At 57.9% G+C, this 18,785-nt stretch carries 23 protein-coding genes and 2 pseudogenes; 16 read left to right on the forward strand and 9 right to left on the reverse strand.

Annotation, left to right across the window (positions count from 1 at the left end):
• The first annotated feature begins 140 nt into the window (after positions 1 to 140).
• The 5 genes from ACEN8Z_RS17935 to ada all read left to right on the forward strand — a co-directional run bounded on the left by ACEN8Z_RS17935 (position 141) and on the right by ada (position 3,292).
• The gene (locus tag ACEN8Z_RS17935; protein ID WP_007900033.1) at positions 141 to 443 is read left to right on the forward strand and encodes a DUF1883 domain-containing protein; all 303 of its coding nucleotides are present in this window, start codon (positions 141 to 143) and stop codon (positions 441 to 443) included.
• A gap of 37 nt (positions 444 to 480) precedes the next feature.
• A complete protein-coding gene (locus ACEN8Z_RS17940; protein WP_007997834.1) occupies positions 481 to 648 on the forward strand; it encodes a hypothetical protein in 168 nt (55 codons plus the stop codon).
• A gap of 117 nt (positions 649 to 765) precedes the next feature.
• Positions 766 to 1,470, forward strand: coding sequence for a 2OG-Fe(II) oxygenase (locus ACEN8Z_RS17945; RefSeq protein ID WP_495595112.1), 705 nt, complete (start codon positions 766 to 768; stop codon positions 1,468 to 1,470).
• Positions 1,460 to 2,140, forward strand: coding sequence for a DNA oxidative demethylase AlkB (gene alkB / locus ACEN8Z_RS17950; RefSeq protein WP_495595113.1), 681 nt, complete (start codon positions 1,460 to 1,462; stop codon positions 2,138 to 2,140). The genes ACEN8Z_RS17945 and alkB overlap by 11 nt, the downstream gene beginning before the upstream one ends.
• Positions 2,141 to 2,227: 87 nt before the next feature.
• Positions 2,228 to 3,292, forward strand: coding sequence for a bifunctional DNA-binding transcriptional regulator/O6-methylguanine-DNA methyltransferase Ada (ada, locus tag ACEN8Z_RS17955; RefSeq protein ID WP_495595114.1), 1,065 nt, complete (start codon positions 2,228 to 2,230; stop codon positions 3,290 to 3,292).
• On the opposite strand, the gene acuI is transcribed toward ada, so the two are convergent.
• Entirely contained in the window at positions 3,293 to 4,276 is a 984-nt protein-coding gene (gene acuI, locus ACEN8Z_RS17960) for an acrylyl-CoA reductase (NADPH) (protein WP_495595115.1), read from the reverse strand.
• A gap of 213 nt (positions 4,277 to 4,489) precedes the next feature.
• Between acuI and ACEN8Z_RS17965 the strand changes: the two genes are divergently transcribed.
• The 6 genes from ACEN8Z_RS17965 (at position 4,490) to ACEN8Z_RS17990 (ending at position 8,922) form a co-directional block, all read left to right on the forward strand.
• Complete coding sequence (locus tag ACEN8Z_RS17965; protein WP_495595116.1) at positions 4,490 to 5,557, forward strand: NAD(P)H-dependent flavin oxidoreductase; 1,068 nt, start codon at positions 4,490 to 4,492, stop codon at positions 5,555 to 5,557.
• Between the two features lie 125 nt (positions 5,558 to 5,682).
• Positions 5,683 to 6,450: a molybdate ABC transporter substrate-binding protein gene (modA, locus tag ACEN8Z_RS17970; protein WP_495595117.1), complete on the forward strand. Its 768-nt coding sequence runs from the start codon at positions 5,683 to 5,685 to the stop codon at positions 6,448 to 6,450.
• Positions 6,451 to 7,131: a molybdate ABC transporter permease subunit gene (gene modB, locus ACEN8Z_RS17975; RefSeq protein WP_108228207.1), complete on the forward strand. Its 681-nt coding sequence runs from the start codon at positions 6,451 to 6,453 to the stop codon at positions 7,129 to 7,131. It begins immediately after the preceding gene.
• Between the two features lie 3 nt (positions 7,132 to 7,134).
• A complete protein-coding gene (gene modC, locus ACEN8Z_RS17980; RefSeq protein ID WP_495595118.1) occupies positions 7,135 to 8,214 on the forward strand; it encodes a molybdenum ABC transporter ATP-binding protein in 1,080 nt (359 codons plus the stop codon).
• 126 nt (positions 8,215 to 8,340) lie between these two features.
• Entirely contained in the window at positions 8,341 to 8,562 is a 222-nt protein-coding gene (locus tag ACEN8Z_RS17985; protein WP_495595119.1) for a hypothetical protein, read from the forward strand.
• Between the two features lie 129 nt (positions 8,563 to 8,691).
• Positions 8,692 to 8,922 (forward strand): hypothetical protein, encoded by a 231-nt coding sequence (locus ACEN8Z_RS17990; protein WP_057714650.1) that lies wholly within the window; start codon positions 8,692 to 8,694, stop codon positions 8,920 to 8,922.
• Between the two features lie 258 nt (positions 8,923 to 9,180).
• Here ACEN8Z_RS17990 and ACEN8Z_RS17995 read toward each other — a convergent pair whose 3' ends face one another.
• Positions 9,181 to 9,828, reverse strand: a complete 648-nt coding sequence (locus ACEN8Z_RS17995; protein ID WP_495595120.1) for a TetR/AcrR family transcriptional regulator — start codon at positions 9,826 to 9,828, stop codon at positions 9,181 to 9,183.
• A gap of 179 nt (positions 9,829 to 10,007) precedes the next feature.
• Between ACEN8Z_RS17995 and ACEN8Z_RS18000 the strand changes: the two genes are divergently transcribed.
• Positions 10,008 to 10,850 carry an NAD(P)H-binding protein gene (locus ACEN8Z_RS18000; protein WP_495595121.1) on the forward strand — a complete coding sequence of 281 codons (843 nt, stop codon included), beginning with the start codon at positions 10,008 to 10,010 and terminating at the stop codon, positions 10,848 to 10,850.
• 92 nt (positions 10,851 to 10,942) lie between these two features.
• On the forward strand, positions 10,943 to 11,137 hold the full coding sequence (locus ACEN8Z_RS18005) for a hypothetical protein (RefSeq protein ID WP_007997859.1): 195 nt from the start codon (positions 10,943 to 10,945) through the stop codon (positions 11,135 to 11,137).
• Positions 11,138 to 11,339: 202 nt separating this feature from the next.
• On the opposite strand, the pseudogene ACEN8Z_RS18010 reads toward ACEN8Z_RS18005, so the two are convergent.
• Positions 11,340 to 11,676 (reverse strand): annotated as a pseudogene (locus ACEN8Z_RS18010) (transglycosylase SLT domain-containing protein).
• A gap of 217 nt (positions 11,677 to 11,893) precedes the next feature.
• Complete coding sequence (locus tag ACEN8Z_RS18015) at positions 11,894 to 12,715, reverse strand: MinD/ParA family protein (protein ID WP_495595122.1); 822 nt, start codon at positions 12,713 to 12,715, stop codon at positions 11,894 to 11,896.
• 199 nt (positions 12,716 to 12,914) lie between these two features.
• Here ACEN8Z_RS18015 and ACEN8Z_RS18020 point away from each other — a divergent pair, with 199 nt between their 5' ends.
• Entirely contained in the window at positions 12,915 to 13,136 is a 222-nt protein-coding gene (locus tag ACEN8Z_RS18020) for a hypothetical protein (RefSeq protein ID WP_495595123.1), read from the forward strand.
• A gap of 95 nt (positions 13,137 to 13,231) precedes the next feature.
• Here the strand turns inward: ACEN8Z_RS18020 and ACEN8Z_RS18025 are convergent.
• Positions 13,232 to 13,658, reverse strand: a pseudogene (locus ACEN8Z_RS18025) (cell wall hydrolase).
• 420 nt (positions 13,659 to 14,078) lie between these two features.
• Complete coding sequence (locus ACEN8Z_RS18030) at positions 14,079 to 14,729, reverse strand: hypothetical protein (RefSeq protein ID WP_007997869.1); 651 nt, start codon at positions 14,727 to 14,729, stop codon at positions 14,079 to 14,081.
• A gap of 216 nt (positions 14,730 to 14,945) precedes the next feature.
• Between ACEN8Z_RS18030 and ACEN8Z_RS18035 the strand changes: the two genes are divergently transcribed.
• Positions 14,946 to 15,197, forward strand: a complete 252-nt coding sequence (locus tag ACEN8Z_RS18035; protein WP_495595124.1) for a hypothetical protein — start codon at positions 14,946 to 14,948, stop codon at positions 15,195 to 15,197.
• A 55-nt stretch (positions 15,198 to 15,252) separates the two neighbouring features.
• Here the strand turns inward: ACEN8Z_RS18035 and ACEN8Z_RS18040 are convergent, their stop codons facing one another.
• Together ACEN8Z_RS18040 and ACEN8Z_RS18045 are read right to left on the reverse strand one after the other, a co-directional pair.
• The gene (locus tag ACEN8Z_RS18040) at positions 15,253 to 15,948 is read right to left on the reverse strand and encodes a tRNA (adenine(22)-N(1))-methyltransferase (protein ID WP_442100204.1); all 696 of its coding nucleotides are present in this window, start codon (positions 15,946 to 15,948) and stop codon (positions 15,253 to 15,255) included.
• Positions 15,949 to 16,059: 111 nt separating this feature from the next.
• On the reverse strand, positions 16,060 to 17,016 hold the full coding sequence (locus ACEN8Z_RS18045) for a threonine dehydratase (protein WP_495595125.1): 957 nt from the start codon (positions 17,014 to 17,016) through the stop codon (positions 16,060 to 16,062).
• A gap of 96 nt (positions 17,017 to 17,112) precedes the next feature.
• Between ACEN8Z_RS18045 and ACEN8Z_RS18050 the strand changes: the two genes are divergently transcribed.
• On the forward strand, positions 17,113 to 17,919 hold the full coding sequence (locus ACEN8Z_RS18050) for a helix-turn-helix transcriptional regulator (protein ID WP_495598149.1): 807 nt from the start codon (positions 17,113 to 17,115) through the stop codon (positions 17,917 to 17,919).
• Between the two features lie 16 nt (positions 17,920 to 17,935).
• Here the strand turns inward: ACEN8Z_RS18050 and ACEN8Z_RS18055 are convergent, their stop codons facing one another.
• The gene (locus tag ACEN8Z_RS18055; protein ID WP_007993725.1) at positions 17,936 to 18,484 is read right to left on the reverse strand and encodes a cytochrome b; all 549 of its coding nucleotides are present in this window, start codon (positions 18,482 to 18,484) and stop codon (positions 17,936 to 17,938) included.
• Positions 18,485 to 18,785: the final 301 nt, after the last annotated feature.

The raw sequence follows: 18,785 nt of genomic DNA on the forward strand, positions 1-18,785 counted from the left end.
CTTTATCGCTCATCAAACGTGAAATAAGCGTTTTTAATTGTCAAAGCGGCCGGATAATAAGGCGTTCGGGCTGATAAACTGCGCCAATCGCCCATGCTATCGTTTTGATTTTGTAGAAAAAGCCCTTCTGGAGGCGCCTCATGAAATTTATCCATCAGCGCGAGCACCTCAATGAAGACGACATTGTCGTCATTCAATGCTCCCAAATGTGCAACATCCGTTTGATGAACGACGCCAACTTCCGCAGCTTTAAAAATGGCGGTCGTCACACCTATCACGGCGGTGCATTCGACACGTTTCCGGCCCGCATCACCGCCCCTAGCACCGGTTTCTGGAACATCACGATCGATACCGTCAACCGTCGCCCTATCAGCGTGACCCGCAAACCCACCCTGACTCACTCGATCAAAATCATTCGCCGTTCCAGCTCGAAACTGAGCTGAACAACGAACCTGAAACAACAGACAGGCAGATACAACCGTGGCCCAAACGACCAAGTACGTCATCAAATACAAACTCAACGGCGAGCGTCGCTTCGAGTTTGCCCAGCTTGAAAACGGCACCACCGAAGAAGCCAAGGCGGCGCTGGATGCCATTCATGGACAGGACGATGTCATCAGCGAAATCAGCGTCAGCAAGGCGCTGTAACGCGAACCGGGGCGACAATGGACGTCAGCTCCCGCTCGCAATTGGACCGCAAGCGCCGGAGTGCCTGCTTCATCCTTGCCTTCCAGACTGGCCACCTCAACAACAAGAGGCCTGGCAATGAGCGAGCAATATCTGGACAGGCTGGACTGGCCCCGGCTGGAACAGCAACTTGATCAGGACGGTTACGCCGTCATCCCGTCCTTGTTGAGCCACAAGGCTTGTGAGCAAGTCAGCGCCTTGTACCCTCGAACAGAGCTTTTTCGCTCCCACGTCGTGATGGCTCGCCACGGATTTGGTCGAGGCGAATACAAGTATTTCAGCTACCCGTTACCGGAACTTGTGGCCCGTTTGCGCAACGCGTTCTACCCACGACTGGTGCCTATCGCCAATCGCTGGCATGAACAGATGGGTTTGCCCAGCCGCTTTCCCGAGTCTCATCAAGCCTTCATCGAACGCTGCCATGCCGCCGGTCAGAACCGTCCGACACCGTTATTGCTGCAATATGGTCCGCAGGACTACAACTGTTTGCACCAGGATCTGTACGGTGAGCACGTTTTTCCGCTGCAAGTGGCGATTCTGCTGTCGGACCCGGATAACGACTTCACCGGTGGCGAATTTGTCCTGACTGAACAGCGCCCGCGAATGCAGTCACGCCCGATGGTAATAGGTCTGAAGAAAGGTGACGGGTTGATCTTTGCGGTCAACCAGCGTCCGGTCGAAGGGACTCGCGGTTACTACCGAGTGACCCTGCGTCACGGCGTGAGTCGCCTGCACAGCGGCAAACGGCATACCCTTGGAATCATCTTTCACGATGCGTCATGAGCCCATGAATCCACTGACTTTCGATCTGTTTACCGATGCAGAGCCCGAGCAACAGCCCAGGTGCGAGCAGATCGGCGAACAGTCATACGTGCTCAGAGGCTTTGCCCTGCCCTGGCTGGAGCGCCTGCTACCCGCCCTGGAGGCAGTGCTGACGGCCGCGCCGTTTCGGCAGATGGTCACGCCTGGCGGCTTCACCATGTCGGTCGCCCTGAGCAGTTGTGGCACATTCGGCTGGACCACTGACCGCAGCGGTTATCGCTACACCCGCCACGATCCACAAACCGGTCAGCCCTGGCCAGGAATGCCCGAGGTGTTTCTTCAACTGGCACAAGCGGCGGCACTGGCAGCGGGTTTCACCGATTTTGTGCCGGACTCCTGCCTGATCAACCGCTACATCCCCGGGGCAAAAATGTCATTGCATCAAGATAAAGACGAACATTCCTACGCAGCCCCCATCGTTTCGGTATCGCTGGGTTTGCCGGCGATGTTCCTGTTCGGCGGCTTTAAACGCAGCGACAAAAGTCAGCGCGTTCCCCTGCTACATGGCGACATCGTGGTCTGGGGTGGCGTGGATCGCCTGCGTTATCACGGTGTGTTGCCGATCAAGGACGGCCATCATCCGAAACTGGGCGAGCAACGCATCAACTTCACCTTCCGCACCGCCGGATAAAGACTTCGAATTTGACCGCAAGCGCCGGAGTGTGTGGGAATTGCCCCATGGTTAATGTGCAGGCAACCCCTCAAAGGACATGACGCCATGACAACCCAATCGACCAAGATCACCATTGAAAACGATCCGCGCTGGGCCGCCGTTGTCGCGCGTGATCCCAAGGCTGACGGGCAGTTTGTTTATGCCGTGAAGACGACAGGCATTTACTGCAACCCCAGCAGTCTTGCGCGCTTGCCTAAACCACACAATGTCGAATTCTTCGATAGCGCCGAACAGGCCCGGGCCGCGGGTTATCGCCCGAGCAAACGCGCGACAAAAGATCAGAGCGAACTCGCCGCGCAACATGCCGCCACCGTGTCCGCCGCATGCCGCCAGATCGAAAACGCGGAATCACTGCCAGCCCTGGGCGAATTGGCCGAGGCTGCGGGCCTGAGCAGCTTCCACTTCCATCGCGTGTTCAAAGCCGTCACCGGCCTGACACCCAAGGGCTACGCCGATGCTCATCGCTCACGCAAGGTGCGCGAGCGACTGGCAGACGGTGGTTCGGTGACGGATGCCCTGTATGACGCCGGCTTCAACTCCAACAGCCGGTTTTATGAAGCGGCAGACCAACTGCTCGGAATGAAGCCCGGGGACTACCGCGCAGCCGGTCAAAACAACGACATTCGTTTTGCCGTCGGCCAGTGTTCGCTGGGCGCGATTCTGGTAGCGCAGAGTGAGCGCGGGGTCTGCGCGATCCTGCTGGGCGATGATCCGCACCAACTGGTTTGTGATCTGCAAGACAAATTCCGGCGCGCCAACCTGATTGGTGCCGATCATGAATTCGAGCAATTGATTGCCAGGGTCGTCGGCTTTATCGAGGCACCGGCCATTGGTCTTGATTTGCCTCTGGACGTACGCGGCACGGCGTTTCAGGAGCGTGTCTGGCAAGCGCTGCGAGAAATACCCGTTGGCAGCACTGCCAGCTACGCCGATGTCGCTCAGCGCATCGGTTCGCCAAAAGCCGTTCGCGCCGTGGCTCAGGCCTGCGGCGCGAACAACCTGGCCGTGGCGATCCCTTGCCATCGCGTGGTGCGCAGCGACGGCAATCTGTCGGGCTATCGCTGGGGTGTCGAGCGCAAACGCCAGTTGCTGGAGCGCGAGTCGCCGTAATCAGCGATTCACATCCACCACCACGCGCCCGCGCAACTGCCCGGCAAGCAAGCGCGGCGCGGCGTCGATGGCTTCGCTCAAGCCGATTTCGTGACTGATCAGCGGCAACAGGTTGAAGTCCAGATCCTTGGCCAGGCGATTCCAGGCTTCCACACGTTTGGCTTTGGGTTGGGTCACGCTGTTGATCCCGGCCAGGGTCACACCGCGCAAGATGAACGGTGCAACGGACGCCGGAAAGTCCATGCCTTGCGCCAGACCGCATGCCGCGACGGTGCCATTGGCCCTGGTGCTGGCGCAAGCATTGGCCAGGGTGTGGCTGCCGACCGAATCGATGACTGCCGCCCAACGCTCCTTGGCCAACGGCTTGCCTGGCTCGGACAGCGTGGCACGGTCGATGATTTCGCCAGCGCCCAGTTGCTTCAGGTAGTCATGCTCCGAGATGCGTCCGGTGGAAGCCACCACCCGGTAGCCGAGCTTGCTCAGCAACGCGATGGCGAAACTGCCAACGCCGCCGTTGGCGCCGGTGACCAGGATTTCGCCCTGCTCAGGCGTCACACCGTTATGTTCCAGAGCCAGGATGCACAGCATGGCCGTGTAGCCCGCCGTACCGATGGCCATCGCCTGGGCGGCGGTGAATGCCTTGGGTAATGGAATCAGCCAGTCGCCGTTCAGGCGAGCCTTCTGCGCCAATCCACCCCAATGCCCTTCACCCACGCCCCAGCCATTGAGCAGGACCTGATCACCGACCTTGTAGTCCGGATGCCCGCTGACTTCGACGACACCGGCCAGGTCGATGCCCGGCACCATCGGGAATTTGCGCACCACCGGGCTGCTGCCAGTGATCGCCAGGCCATCCTTGAAGTTCAGCGTGCTGTAGGCAACACGCACCGTGACATCACCCTCGGGTAACTGATCGTCCTGGATCTCCTGCAGTGTGGCCCGGTAACCGCTGTCGTCTTTGTCGATCAAAATACCTTTGAACATTACGGCCTCTCAATGGAATCAGTCTGGTGGTGGTGCATTTGAAATAACACATGGCAACCGATTGTCGTACTCGACTTTAAGCCAATCAGCCAACACATGGGGCGCTGAAGAAAGCCTGGCGAACTGAAATGACGACTGGCCTTGCGCCAGTCGTTGCGTTACAAATCCTGTTCTAGCGACCCTGCCCGGATTCAACGTCGGAGAACACAGCACATGAACCAATGGCCAGATACCCGCATTCTTGACCTGCTCGGGATCGAACTGCCGATCATTCAGGGGCCGATGGCCGGTGCCACAAACTCGGCCATGGTGATTGCAGCCAGCAATGCAGGCGGCCTGGGTTCGATGCCAGCGGCTATGCTCAGCACCGATCAACTGCGCGAAGAGCTGAAAACGATCCGCCAACACACCCAGCGCCCGATCAACGTCAATTTTTTCTGTCATCAAACTCCAGCCCCTGATGAGCAACGCGCGCAGGACTGGAAAAACCTGCTGCAACCCTACTACCAGGAACTCGACGTCGACTTCGATGCGCCAACGCCCGTTTCCAACCGGGCACCGTTCGATAACGCGGCCTGTGAAGTGGTCGAAGCGTTTCGCCCTGAAGTGGTGAGCTTTCACTTTGGCCTGCCGGAAAAATCCCTGCTCGACCGGGTGAAGGCCACCGGTGCGAAAGTGTTGTCCTCGGCCACCACCGTCGAAGAAGCCGTGTGGCTTGAGCAGCATGGCTGCGACGCAATCATTGCCATGGGCTACGAAGCGGGAGGCCATCGCGGGATGTTTCTCAGTGATGACCTGAGCAGTCAGGTGGGCACTTTCGCCCTGGTGCCCCAAGTCGTCGATGCGGTGAAAGTGCCCGTGATTGCCGCCGGCGGCATCGCTGACGCACGTGGCGTCGCCGCCGCCTTCATGCTGGGCGCTTCGGCGGTACAGGTGGGTACGGCGTACCTGTTCACGCCAGAGGCCAAGGTCAGCCCGTCCCATCACAAAGCGTTGCGCACCGCCAGGGAAAGCGAGACGGCCGTCACCAACGTGTTCACCGGTCGCCCGGCCCGGGGCATCCTGAATAGGGTGATGCGCGAACTGGGGCCCATGAGCGCCAAGGCTCCGGCCTTCCCCCTTGCCGGTGGCGCACTGATGCCTTTGCGGGTCAAAGGTGAAGCGGACTTCAGCAACCTCTGGGCCGGTCAGGCATTTACCCTCGGGGTCGAATTGACCACCGAGGCACTGACTCGAAAACTGGCTGATGAAGGGTTAGCGAGGCTGCTAGGTCGCCCCTGAGCATCACTTGCGTTAAAATTGTATACAATTTTGTGACAGCACATTCCGTTTAAAGGCAATTCGCTATATATTTCTGTACATAACGATTCACCCCCTGCTGCAATTGCCTTTAACGGAGCCGTTTCATGACCATTCGTGCCTCACGTTTTGCCCCTGCCTGCCTGGCGAGCCTTATCGCCGCATTCGCCTTCGGCTCAGCCCAGGCGGACGAAGTCCAGGTAGCTGTCGCTGCCAACTTCACCGCACCCATCCAGGCCATCGCCGCTGATTTCGAAAAAGACACCGGGCATAAACTGGTGACCTCCTTTGGCGCCACCGGCCAGTTCTACACCCAGATCAAAAACGGCGCGCCGTTCGAAGTGTTCCTCTCGGCAGACGACAGCACTCCGAAAAAACTTGAAGCCGAAGGCGACACCGTCAAGGGTTCGCGTTTCACCTACGCGGTCGGCACGCTGGCACTGTGGTCGGCCAAAGAAGGTTATGTCGATGCCAAGGGCGATGTACTGAAAAAGAACGATTACCAGCACCTGTCCATCGCCAACCCGAAAGCTGCGCCTTATGGCCTGGCGGCTACCCAGGTGTTGGCCAAGGAAGGTCTGAGCGACAAGGTCAAAGACAAGATCGTTGAAGGCCAGAACATCACCCAGGCCTACCAGTTCGTCTCCACTGGCAACGCCGAGCTGGGATTCGTCGCCCTGTCGCAGATCTACAAGGACGGCAAGATCACCAGCGGTTCGGCCTGGATCGTTCCGGCCAGCCTGCACGACCCGATCAAACAGGACGCCGTGATTCTCAACAAGGGCAAGGACAACCCGGCCGCCAAGGCACTGGTTGACTACCTCAAGGGGCCGAAAGCGGCAGCTGTCATCAAGTCCTACGGTTACGAAATCTAAATGTCGCTATCGAGTGCCGACTTTTCCGCCATCTGGCTGACCCTGAAACTGGCGTCTCTGACGACCGTCATCCTGCTGATTGTCGGCACTCCGATTGCGTTATGGCTGTCGCGCACCCGCTCCTGGTTGCGCGGCCCGGTCGGGGCGATTGTCGCCCTGCCTCTGGTGCTGCCACCGACGGTGATTGGTTTTTATCTATTGCTGGCACTCGGCCCTCACGGGTACATCGGCCAGCTCAGCCAATCACTCGGCCTTGGCACCCTCACTTTCAGTTTTGCAGGGCTGGTCATCGGCTCGGTGTTGTATTCGATGCCGTTTGTCGTCCAACCGCTGCAAAACGCTTTTTCCGCGATCGGCACACGCCCTCTCGAAGTGGCCGCGACGTTACGGGCCAATCCCTGGGACAGCTTTTTCAGCGTGACGCTGCCCCTGGCCCGCCCCGGGTTCATTACCGCGGCGATTCTCGGTTTCGCCCACACCGTCGGCGAGTTCGGCGTGGTGCTGATGATTGGCGGCAACATTCCCGAAAAGACCCGGGTGGTCTCGGTGCAGATCTACGATCACGTCGAAGCCATGGAATACGCCCAGGCCCATTGGCTGGCCGGGGCGATGCTGGTGTTCTCGTTTGCCGTTCTGCTGGCGCTGTACTCCAGCCGTAAAACCAAAGCGGGCTGGAGCTGACCGATGATTCAAATGCGTCTGAAACTGGGTTATTCGGGCTTTGCCCTGGACGTCGACCTGCAGCTGCCGGGCCGTGGCGTCACCGCGCTTTACGGTCATTCCGGCTCGGGCAAGACCACTTGCCTGCGCTGCATCGCCGGCCTGGAACGGGCCGATCAAGGCTTTATCCAGGTCAACGATGAAGTCTGGCAAGACAGCGAAAACAAGATTTTCGTCGCGCCGCACAAACGCGCACTGGGCTACGTGTTCCAGGAGGCCAGCCTGTTTCCTCACCTGTCAGTGCTGGCCAACCTGGAGTTCGGCCTCAAGCGCATCCCCAAGCCTCAGCGCCGGGTCGACATGGCCCACGCCACCGAATTGCTGGGTATCAGCCATTTGCTCGACCGACACCCACAACACCTTTCGGGTGGCGAGCGACAGCGCGTCGGCATGGCCCGCGCCTTGCTCACCAGCCCGAAACTGCTGTTGATGGACGAACCACTGGCGGCGCTGGATGCCCAGCGTAAAAGTGAAATCCTGCCCTACTTGCAACGCCTGCACGACGAACTCGACATCCCGGTGCTGTACGTCAGCCACTCCCAGGATGAGGTCGCGCGGCTGGCCGACCATATCGTGTTGCTCAGCAACGGCAAGGCACTGGCCAGCGGCCCGATCGGCCAAACCCTGGCGCGCCTCGACTTGCCTCTGGCCATGGGGGATGACGCCGGCGTGGTGATCGAAGGTCGCGTCAGCGCCTATGACGCAGACTATCAATTGCTGAGCCTGCAGTTGCCCGACACGACCCTCAACATACGTGTGCCGCACTCGCCGCTGGACGCGGGCCACGCACTGCGCTGCAAGGTCCAGGCGCGGGATGTGAGCCTTAGCCTGCACAGCGCCGGGCAAAGCAGCATTCTCAATCGCCTGCCGGTCACTGTCGTCAGTGAAATGAACGCCGACAACGCCGCCCATGTGCTGATTCGCCTGGACGCCGCAGGCACGCCACTGCTGGCGCGGATCACGCGATATTCTCGCGATCAACTGAACGTCCATCCTGGTCAGCAACTCTGGGCACAAATAAAAGCGGTTGCAGTGCTGGCGTAAATCCGGCGACACGACTGCACCGGACAGAGGTCCGCGCCTGAACCGACGAATTAACTTGCCTATTTTTTGCACGATCACCAATGGCTTCTATAGTTGAACTGAACACGAATCAGCTGCGGAGACGCCATGGAAGACATTTTCGTCGTGAAGCGTTGCAACAAGATCATCATCCATGGCCGCCGTGCGGGTGAACATGACCACCTGCCACCGGAAGCCGCGGTCTGGTATCGCATCGCCGATACCCGCACCTTGGGCTTTATTGGAGATGGCTATGATGTTGAAGAAGACGCCATGCGTGTTTGCCGCCAGTTGAACGCTAAATCACAAGTGACAGCCCGACAATGTTGACCAGCGTCAGCATTTTTTAACGGGTCTATACTGAAATGGCTGAAGGATCAGTAACCCTTCCAGCAGAAAGCTCGCCCCAGGCGGGCTTTTTACTGCCACGACCAGGTTTCTTGAACGGAGGTGTTTCCCATGTCCGAAAAAGAGTCCATCACCACCCTGCTCACCTTGCTGGACTCCCGTCAGGCCCGCCTGGCCGCCGCCTGCAAGGAAATCGCCGACTGGGTCGATCATCAAGGCGGGCATCCTACCGCCCTCAGAATTCGTGATCGCCTGAACGACATCGAGAAGGACACGCCGCTGATCCGGCACACACTGTCGTCACTCAAACCTGTCGACCGGCCTCTGCCTCGGTTCAGATGATCCGCCACGGATCTGCGGTGCGAGGACAGGCCCGATTCGGGCTGCATGATCAGTGACGGTGACGTTTCCGTGCGTCTGGCTGCCTGATTGACTTCAACCCTCTCCCACGACCCGGCCCGATGCTGGTTTTTTTGTTGCCCAAATCCAATCGAACTAATGCCGATCAGTTAAGCGCTAATGCGATCTGTAGCAGCTGCCGAGCCCGCTAGGCAGCTGCTACAAAGGGTGTCGCGGCTGAAATTGCTTAACTGACTGGCATTAGCACCTGGGCTCCATAACTTCGCGCAGGGACATGCGCTTGAACGCCTCGACCAGTGCTCGCCCTTCCTCTGGCGCACAAGTGACCGCCAGGCGCATGGTCGCCTCGCCCAGGTGCCAGATCAAAAACGCGGATTCCTGAACCTGTTGCTCATCGCTTTCCGGAAATACGCGAAGCATGGCCTGGGCTAGCAGCCCCCCCGCCACCCGGCTTTCCTCCAGTTCCAGCTGCAATAACTGCTTGTCGGCCTGCATACCGGACCAGATGTCACGCATCACCGGTGTCGCCATCACGATCTCGTAATACAGATCGAGCAACTGCGAGTAGGCTGCCCGCAATCCCTGGGCATCCTCGACAGCCTCCATTGCTTCTTTAATGCAACGACGGCTCTCAGCGTTGTAGCGCTCGGCCAGCGTACGGATGACGGAACTCTTGTCGGGGAAGTACTGATAAAGGGAACCGATCGAGATCTCGGAGCGCTCGGCGATTTCACTCATCTTGAGTTGATCGCTGCCCTTATCCGCAATCAATTGAGTCGCCACTGTCAGAATCCGCTCCTGACGATCGCGACTGCGCTGTTGCGTGGGATTACGTCGAACAGCTTCTGCAGCAGGCCGTTCGAGGGTTTCAGAGGGCTTTTTGCGCACGAGCGAATTTCCCGATCAATAACGTGACATGTACTCACCTTAGCATCGCCACTCCCCACGCCCAATAACAGATGTCCACACGTCGGGGAATTCGGTCTGATGGCTTGACGGAAAAACATGAGCATCTATCATCTTTTAAACATGAGCATCACTCACATTAACCGATGGAGATGAACGCAATGAAAACTGCCCAACCAATCACGCTGGTCCTCGGCGCCACCGGCAAAACCGGACGGCGAATCACACAACGACTCGAAGCGGCGGGTCTGCCCGTTCGCCGAGGTTCCCGCGATGCGAATCCCCCCTTCGACTGGGAAGATCGATCAACCTGGGATGCCGTGATAGATGGCGTTCATTGCGTCTACATTTCCTTTCAACCTGATCTCGCCGTTCCAGGCGCCCTTGAAACCATCCAGGCGTTCACCGACCTGGCGGTGAAAAGCGGCGTCCGCAAATTGGTTTTGTTATCCGGGCGCGGAGAGGTCGAAGCGGAACAGGCCGAACGTGTCATACAGAACAGCGGGATTGACTGGACGATTCTGCGGGCCAGTTGGTTCTGCCAGAATTTCAGCGAGGCACACTTTCTTGAGCCCATTCTGCAAGGTGAACTCGTACTCCCCGTCGACCAGGTCGCCGAGCCCTTTGTCGATGCAGAAGACATTGCCGAGTGTGCCGTCGCGGCAATGACCCAACCCGGACACACTGACCAGCTCTATGAATTGACCGGCCCTCGGGCGTTGACCTTTGCTGCAGCCGTGACCGAGATTGCCCGCTCCACCCGGCGTAACATTCAATTCGTCGCCATACCGCCGGACGCCTATCGACAGGCATTGGAACAGGAACAACTTCCTCCGGACTTCATTGATCTGGTGTTGTACCTCTTCACGACTGTGCTCGACGGCCGCAACACCCCCGTGACCGATGGCGTACAGCGGGCACTGGGGCGGCCGGCGCGTGACTTCAGCGACTATGTACAGCGCACTGCCGCTGCGGGCATCTGGGGAAATGGAAGCCCGACGTAAAGCAGTGGCGAGAACAAGCTTCGTCGACTAGGGTTTTTTGCGTATCGAACTGCGGCGCCTTAATTGGCAGGAGCCCGATCAAGGAGGAACCCATGTCACTCAATCGTAGTGCCGAACAAACCTACCGCCAGTGGTCGACCCCGATCCTGTTGGAACTCAAGGAGCGAGAACATCAAATGAACCCGTCAGACCGCCAGGCCTTGGAAAACGTACTGCTGGAAAGAAGGCTGATCAATATCGGCAACCCGGCCGGCAGCGATCGCCGCAAGGCAGACCCGGCGTCCTGAAGCATCAGGCAAGCATGATCAAGATAGAAACAATGGAGCAGAAACAAACAAGGGCTTACATCAGCTTTCGCTTGCAAGCCCTTGATTTCAGATAACACCCGACGACGGAATCGATGGCGTTGAATGCACCTTGAGGAGCGTTGGTCGTTCAGTTTTACGTCGGGTTAATTACCCTTTTGGACAAATCCAATCGTTTTCCGCGCTAAAACCACCCACTACGATCATCTTCCAGCTCCTGGCGACACTGCTTGAGTTGGGCGCTGTAGATTTCTGACTGCTTTTGCACTTTCTGGGCAACCTGCATCAGCCAGGGTTTACTGCGATAGGAATTACGGCTATAGCCCCACGCCCCTCGTGATAAGCCAGGTACTGATTGTAGGTGTCCCGAATTCACTCTGCATCTCTAGCGAGTCCTCATACCTGTCGGGATATTCACGGTAAATACTGCAGAGATTGTCCTGATCTTTTGGTGGCGTAGTCGTGCAACCGGTCAAAAACATAAACAACAAAGCCAACAACAAAACTTGTCCTTGTTTCATCCATCCCTCTCAAAAAAACAAGGGCATAAAGTGCCTAATGCCAGTCAGTAAAGCGGTAATGCGATCTGTAGCAGCTGCCGAGCCCGCGAGGCTGCGTTCGGCTGCATAGCAGTCGTGAGTCCAGCTGACGCGGCCTGCCTGACGTACCGCAATGACTGATTTACGACTGCTTCGCAGCCGAACGCAGCCTCGCGGGCTCGGCAGCTGCTACAAAGTGTCACCTTCTCGAATTATGGACGAGTTGGTCAACGAAGAACTCCATATGCCCTCTGGGGGTAGCCGGCAAAGGCCAAGCGTCGACCTTCAAAGCGATTTCCTGAAATGCTTGGGCGCACTTGGAGCGCGGAAAGTGTTCGTAGACTGCACGCTGCTTCTGCACTGCCCTACGCGCACATTCATCGTACGGAACCGCTCCCACATACCGCAGGGTTACGTCGAGGAAGCGATCGGTGACTTTGGCCAATTTAGCGAACAGCACCTGACCTTCCTTCGGGCTCTGCTCCATATTGACCAGCACCCGGAAACGGTCCATTCCGTAATCACGATTAAGCAGTTTGATCAGTGCGTAGGCATCGGTGATCGAGGTCGGTTCGTCGCAGACCACCAGCAAGACTTCGTGGGCCGCCCGGACGAGACTGACCACCGACGCGCCGATACCAGCAGCCGTGTCAATCACCAGCACATCGAGACTGTCACCGATTTCACTGAAGGCCTGGATCAGGCCTGCATGCTGAGCCGGAGACAAATGCACCATGCTCTGGAGGCCTGAAGCCGCGGGGACGATTCGTATCCCGCCCGGACCGTTCAAAAGTACATCGGATAGCTCACAGCGACCTTCGATTAAATCGGCAAGCGTGTACTGCGGGGAAAGCCCCAACAGGACATCGATATTCGCCAAGCCAAAATCGCCATCAAGCAATACGACTCGCCTTCCAAGTTTCGCCAGCGCCAATGAAAGATTCACAGCCACAGTCGACTTGCCGACGCCGCCCTTTCCGCCGGTCACGGCGATAACTTGTACAGAACGCACACCATCCATGTTATTGATTCCCTTCCATGTGCAACGCGTGCGAGTAGTCGCTAACTATCCCTAGATACGCAATGTTAACTGAAAAGTACAGACACATGGCCCCTGGCTGTATCACAGGATCACTAGAAACGCTGTAACCCACTACATGGCAATCACGCGAACCAGAACTGCCACTGCTGCGATGCCCTCATCCGCCGACTAATCGCCTATGCCGGCTTCAGACCTGCTCCCTTCCGTTCCGTTCAAGATCAACGAAAACCAGTTCGCCCTAGAGGCTGCCACCATGGTGCTCACGCTTTGTGTTGAGCATCGCGGAGCGGCCGAGGTCGGCGGCAATATCCGCGGCGCCCTTCAAACGATCGACAAGAACGAAGAACTCATCGCGGGGGCAAGTCGGGCGCGCGTTTACTGCTGCAACTTGTGCACTTAACATTCTCTTTTCAGGAAAAATAAATGCAACCGCTCTAAACCATAGTTTTGACGCCTGATGTCAATCGTTTGACATCCGTTCCCCCCGAGCTACCATCAGGGAATGGATGATACTGACCTAGGAAAAATATGAGCACCGAACCTAAGCACGGATGGAAATGGGCTTACCGAAAACTGCGTGGACTGTACTGCTCTCGCCGGACAGCCTTCTACAGAGCCACGCTTTATTCCCTTCGGGGTGACACGGGGTCGTTTTACGTTGACCGCAGCTGGGAGAAGGTCCGCCTTCGTCGCTGATTGTGTTATTCGTTTTTGGATGTTCGGGTCGCCCATGCTCCAGAAACTGAACGGGTAGGCTTCTGGCATACGCCGACATAGCCCCTCCACACGATTTGACCTTGCCGTCATTCACGCGGTTGCGGATGGTCCAGGCCACGGCGATCTGGCTGGCCAGCAATTCGCCGCGGGCCTCGCCCCACAACGTCCGGGCGAGGATGTCGCGGTCCTTCTCGGCTTCGGTCATCACTTTTCTCCAGGCGAAAAAAAAGCCCGCGATCAGCGGGCGATAAATGGTTGTTCAAATCGGGAGGAAGCTATGCCTAATGCCAGTCAGTCAAGCAATTTCAGCCGCGACACCCTTTGTAGCAGCTGCCGAGCCCGCGAGGCTGCGTTCGGCTGCGAAGCAGTCGTAAAATCAGTCATTGCCGTACGTCAGGCAGACCGCGTCAGCAGGGCTCACGACTGCCATGCAGCCGAACGCAGCCTCGCGGGCTCGGCAGCTGCTACAGATCGCATTACCGCTTAACTGACTGGCATTAGCCAATCGAGCCGGTTTTCTTTGACTCCTGTTTCCCACACGCACAAAAAACCCCCTCGCCAGGAGGGGGTCTGATGTTTCAAAGGTCAAACGGTTTTACCCGTCTTTACCTGGATTTTCGTCAGCTCAGCGCAGCGCAGGAATACCCGCAAACAGCCACGAAGTCTCTTGAACTGGCGCTGCTTCGTTGCGTTTACGCGCCCACTGAGTCAGCGCCACCATCATCGCAAAGCCGAGCACGATCAACACCGGATAGGCCATCAGCAACTCGGTGAGCGAATACTTCCAGGCCAGCGGTCGACCGACACCGAGCATGGCGGCATACAGCCAGGACACGCCCGACAGTGCGCCAGAGAACAGGGCAAACATTCGCACATTGACCTTAAGATCAAGCAGCGACCCGGCCTTCAGCATTGCCGGCAATACATAACGGTGTAACAACATGCCGTTGAATGTCAGCAACAATACAATAATGACTTTGGCTTGAAGTTTCGGATTGGCAAAATAGTTCATGCCTTTATCAAGGTAATCAATACCTATAATCGCGGCCCCAGTCACCCACAAGAATATCAACGCATTGGCAACAGACTTCTGAAGACTGGCCATATGTTCATTGTCGTGCCCCGACGACACACGACCTTTCAGTAAGTCCTTGACCATTGCGGCATCACTGGCAAACACCAGTCCGATAGCTACGCAGCAAGCCAACAGGTGAACGTACACTACGCCTAAACGCAAAAACTCCATGGATTCTTTCTGGCCGATCAGGCCGATCATTGTATTAATATCCAAGATTACATCTCCACTTATTGCGGCAGTGCAAATTGACCATGCCCCAGGCATGCGAATTAATTGATTAATTGCGCCTGCACGACCAAGTTCGCATTGATTGAAGCAACTAAATAATTTGGTATTACAAGAGAGAGCGACTCGCCCAGCGAGTCAGTGATGACGGCATACTATCACTCCAGGTCTCAGGTAAAAAAAATCCCCATGCGCATTCCATTCAATGCAGATGAGGTATACGTCCATTTTATTAGTGAGTGCAGCGCGAACTCTCAAAGGATCCGCCTGCTGGGGAATCAGAGCGACGCATATCAAAATCGTTCACTTTTCGAGCAGAACGCTCGACAAACGGTACTAAATCCAAAACCCAGGGCACCTGTTTCCCTGGCTGAAACCCGCGTTGCTACGGAGCTGAATCGTTTCCTGTCTTTTGCCGGAAAAAAACAGCAATCGCACTGAACTCACATCGCCAGACCCGACCGATGGCAAAAATTACCTACCGGTCAGTGCGGGCTCAAGCCAGCAACTCGGTGATCCAGCGGGCCTGCCGCGCGATGTCCTGCACGGTCTCCTCGGGCACGGCCTGCTGCGCCCGGGCAAAGTGGCTCAGGGTCTTGTGTTTCTGGCGCAACTTGCGCTGCCACTTGACCAGGAACGCCGGACTGCGGGCCTGCATCTGCAACGGCCCGAAGTACAGCTCTTGGGCGGTGTAGATCACCGGCCCGTTTCGCTCGGCGACGATGATTTCGTAGTCGAAACGATTTTCCCGCAGCACTTCCTCGCATAGGATGCGATAGCCGTTTTCCATCAACCATTGGCGCAGTGGCTGTTCGCCGCCGTTGGGTTGCAGGATCAGGCGCTCCTGACCGCTCAGGTACGCCTTGCCGCTGTCGAGAATGTCGCGGATCGTTTCGCCGCCCATACCGCAGAGGCTGATCGCCGTGATCCCGTCTCCCGGTTCGATTGCCGCCAGACCATTGGCCAGGCGCACGGTGATCTGCGGTTCCAGGCCATTCTCACGCACGGTGCGGTTGGCCGCGTGGAACGGCGTCAGCGCCACCTCGCCTGCCACCGCCGCGACAATGGCGCCACGGCGCATCAACGCCACCGGCAGGTAGCCGTGATCCGAGCCGATATCGGCCAGGCGCGCACCGGCTGGCACATGTGCCGCCACGCGTTCCAGGCGCATGGACAATGTCTGTTCGTTCAACTGCGGCCCCTTTTCACCACGAACGTCCGGCTCCTTTGGCCGGATCGGGGCGCGATTGTGTCGAGCAACGCCGTGCATTTCAAATTTATGTGACCAGGGTCATGGCCCCCTTCACGCAATCACGTGCGCATACACCGATCTGTCGACGTTTCCACCGGACAGAATCACCCCCACCCTTCTTCCCGACATGGTTTCACGCTCCGAAATGAGCGCTGCCAGCGCCGCCGCACCGGCCCCTTCAGCGAGGTTGTGGGTATCGGTGTAATACACGCGCATGGCCTCGGCAATCTGCGCATCACTGACCGCTACGATCCGCGCCGCACCTGCCGCGTAGACGGCAAAGGCTTCAGGCACTGGCTTGCGTACGGCCAGACCGTCGGCAAAGGTGGTTGCAGAGGCAGTTTCGCACAGGACTCCGGTGTCAAACGACAACTGTGCGGCCGCCGCTTCCGTGGAAACCACGCCCACCACCCGGGTTTTCAGGCCAAGCGCATCGCGGGCGGCGATCACCCCACAAATCCCCGATCCACAGCCAATCGGTACATATACGGTATCCAGGTCCGGCGCCGCGTTGAACAGCTCCAGCGCATAAGTGGCGACGCCTTTGACCAGCTCGCTGTGAAACGGCGGAACCAGGAAGAGGTCATGCACGTGCGCAAGGCGTGCAGCCTCTTCACGGGCCTCATCGAAATCGCGGCCATACTCGACCACTTCAGCGCCAAAGCCGCGCATGGCGTTGTTCTTTTCTACCGAGTTACCTTCCGGCACTACGATCAACGCCCTCAAACCCAGTGCGCCAGCCGCCAGCGCCAGGCTCTGGCCATGGTTGCCGCGGGTAGCGCTGACAATGCCCTTCGTGCCTGGGTGCTCGTGTTTGAGCCAGTGCATGAACGTGATGCCGCCACGTACTTTGAAAGCACCGGTAGGCGTGTGATTTTCGTGCTTGACCCACACCGTGCAACCCAACCGCTGAGCCAGCAAGGGCCAAGGGTACTGGGCGGTGGCCGGCATGACCTGATAAACGTTGCGTGCCGCGTGTTCGATATCGTCGCGAGTCAGTCTGTGCATGAGTTATCTCCCTGAGATTTTGCCCAGTCTGAACACGGGCGCAGTACTCCGGCTTTCAAAAAACCGACCTGACTTTTGCCCCCCCTCTTCACTACTATGGCGTTCATGAACCATCGAAATCGCCTGCCGCCACCACTCCTGTCCGAACCGGTCCGCCGTATCGAGGCCGGCCCCTGGGCGATCGAATTGCTCCCCGGTTGCGCCTACGCGACCCGATATGTAGCGACCCAGGCGGGAATCGGCTTTGCCTTCGACAGCCAGCGAGGCCTGCACGCTATCGGTAGCGACCGGGTACATCCTTTCGATGCCGTGCCCAACGGCCTGGCGTTCATCCCCGTCGGGTGTGACGTGTTGTCCGAATCTCCCAAGGGCGGTGAATACCTGCGGGTGATGCGCACAGACGGTGTCGCGTTGATCGGGGATCGCGCCTTCAACAATCGCATCGATCAACAGGCCACTGCCCTCGCACGGCGAATGCGCGCCGCGCTGTTGCACGCGTGCGTGGAGGACGACTGGGAAGCCTGGGCACTGGCATTGTCCGAGCGGACGACGGGTAGCGAAGCCGTGTCGGCAGCGCCCCATGCCAGGATAACGAGCAACCGGATGCGCTTGCTCGATGAGTTCATTGATGCGGGCCTCGATAGCCCGTTGAGCGTACCGGCGATGGCGGGCCTGCTTGGATTGTCCGAAGGATATTTCATGCGGGCATTCAAAAACGCCACAGGCCAAAGCCCGCACAGTTACCTGATCGACCGACGCCTCGCCAAGGCCCGTGCCCTGATGCGCGATTCGACCGCCACACTGGCTGAAATCGCCTACGCCTGCGGTTTCAATTCCCAGGCGCACATGGCGACCACCTTCAGGCAACGCCTCGGCGTGAGTCCGGCGCAATTGCGTCAATAATGAAACGACAGGAAAATCAGCGGTTGCGAGCGGGCAGCATGCCCTTGAGCACATCATCCTTCTCAACGAAGTGATGCTTGAGCGCAACCAGTAGATGGCCACCTACCAGAGCGCCACACAACCACGCCATGTAGGTATGAACCGACTTTGCCAGATCGTACAGGCTCTGATCGGGGTCAACGATTGGAGGGAGCATGAACAGCGCCGCCACCATGACGGGTTTGTCGGCGACCGAGCTCCAGTACCAGCCGGACAACGGCAGCCCGATCAAGGCCACGGCGTACAGCAGCACATGCCCGACCAGCGCACCACGCTTCATCGTCGGGCTCATCGAATCCGGCAGCGCCGGTGCCGGGTGACTCAATCGCCAGGCGATACGCACAACGATGAGAAACAGCAGCGTGCTGGCCATCGCCTTGTGCAAGTAGGTGAGTTCATGGTGGGCATTGAGTTCGTCGCGCCAATGCGTCGCCACAATTCCAATGACCCAGGCACCCAACCAGATCAGGGCCATGCCCCAATGCAGCCACTTGGCTGTACCGGTATAACTTCCTTCCTTCGCCATCACGCTTTCCTTCCCGTCACTTTTGAAGGCGGATTATCCCGACATGACGTTATCGGAAAAACAGTGAAATGTTGGTTAAACCTATCGAGATGCTCGATGTAGCTCGTGTCCGCCAGTCTTCAACACGCCCGGCGTAGTCACGTGTTTCGCCTTCGATCGGACAGGCAGAAATCGACCACATGTGGCCGGTGGTCGTTGCGTGTCGATTGTCGCCAGCGTTTGGCTAAGCTTATTGAATCAGGGCGACCTGAAACATGGGGGATTGCGGACATCAACGGATCTGTATTGGCATCAAGACGGT

The sequence above is a fragment of the Pseudomonas sp. Pseusp10 genome (assembly GCF_059492225.1).